The organism is Methanolobus chelungpuianus (assembly GCF_024500045.1).
Taxonomy (GTDB): Archaea; Halobacteriota; Methanosarcinia; order Methanosarcinales; family Methanosarcinaceae; genus Methanolobus; species Methanolobus chelungpuianus.
In genome coordinates this window covers 1-1,646 of sequence record NZ_JTEO01000008.1, presented here as the reverse complement: position 1 = coordinate 1,646, position 1,646 = coordinate 1, and the positions used below count along the sequence as shown (strand labels likewise).

The 1,646-nt window shown below is 52.8% G+C and carries 1 protein-coding gene and 1 pseudogene; both read left to right on the top strand.

The features are described from left to right. Positions 1-378, top strand: a 378-nt coding sequence (locus tag PV02_RS11995; RefSeq protein ID WP_256623659.1) for a cobalamin-dependent protein, incomplete at its 5' end; no start/stop codon positions are given. 13 nt (positions 379-391) lie between these two features. Further along, a pseudogene (locus PV02_RS11990) lies at positions 392-1,646 on the top strand (monomethylamine:corrinoid methyltransferase); the annotation flags it as partial.

The window sequence follows — 1,646 nt, the reverse complement described above, 5'->3', positions numbered from 1 at the left end:
GTGGGAACAGCTATCACTTTCGTTCAGGAAGGAGACATCCACGACATCGGCCACCGCCTTGTCTCAACAATGCTGGGTGCAAACGGCTTCAAGATCGTCGATCTGGGAGTTGACGTATCCAATGACACACTTATTGATGAGGTCAAGAAGAACAAGGGCGGAAAGCTGTTGCTTGTAGGTTCCGCACTGATGACCACATCCATGCTAGGACAGAAGGATACCGTAGCAGTGCTCAAGGAAGAGGGTCTCAGGGACTCTGTAAAGATAATGTTCGGTGGAGCACCTGTATCCAGGAAGTGGATAGACGAGATCGGAGCCGATGCAACCGCAGAGAATGCAGCAGATGCAGCACGTGTCGCACTGGGACTGATGAAGTAAGGAGGTTTGGAAAATGTCATTCACAAAATCAGTTGACTGCTACGAATTCTACGAGCGTGCAAAGAAGGGACAGAAGGTCACCCAGGATGACTGGGACCTGATGACCATCCCCATGAAGGCAATGGAGCTCAAGCAGAAATATAACCTTGACTTCAAGGGCGAGTTCGTCCCAACCGACAAGGACATGATGGAAAACCTGTTCAAGGCCGGTTTTGACATGCTGCTTGAATGCGGTATCTTCTGTACCGACACAAGCCGTGTGGTAAAATATACCGAGGACGAGATGTGGGATGCCATCAACAACGTCCAGAAGAAGTTCACCCTTGGTACAGGCAGGGACGCTGTGGAAGTAAAGAAGAGGAAGGTCGGCGACAAGCGCAAGCCCATAGTCCAGGGTGGCCCGACAGGTTCCCCTATCTCCGAGGACATGTTCCTCCCGGTCCACATGAGCTATGCTCTTGAGAAAGAGGTAGACACCATCGTTAACGGTGTCATGATGACCGTACGTGGCAGACCGCCAATACCCAAGAGCCCCTACGAGGTGCTTGCAGCCAAGACCGAGGCAAGGCTCATCAAGACTGCAGCAGCAATGGCCGGAAGGCCTGGCATGGGCATATAGGGACCAGAGACTTCCCTGTCCGCTCAGGGAAATATCTCTGCAGACTGTGCCGGCGGCATGATCTGCAGTGACAGCCACGAGGTCTCCCAGCTCAACGAGCTCAAGATCGACCTCGATGCTATCAGCGTAATTGCACACTACCAGGGTAACAGTAACGTCATCATGGATGAGCAGATGCCCATATTCGGTGGCTATGCCGGAGGCATAGAAGAGACTGCTATCGTTGATATTGCAACCCACATCAACGCCTTTGTGATGAGCAACGCAACCTGGCACCTTGACGGTCCGGTCCACATCCGCTGGGGTTCAACCAACACCAGGGAGACACTGATGATCGCAGGATGGACATGTGCAACCATCTCTGAGTTCACTAATATCCTCTCAGGCAACCAGTACTACCCATGTGCAGGACCATGTACCGAGATGTGCCTGCTTGAAGCTTCAGCACAGGCTATCACTGACTCTGCATCCGGCCGTGAGATCCTCTCAGGTGTCGCAGCAGCCAAGGGTGTCGTGCAGGACAAGACAACAGGTATGGAAGCCAGGATGATGGGACAGGCAGCCAAGGCAGCAGCAGGCATGGAGATCGAAGAGGTCAACAAGATACTCGATGCTCTCGTCAAGTCATACGAGAAGAACTATGCAACCG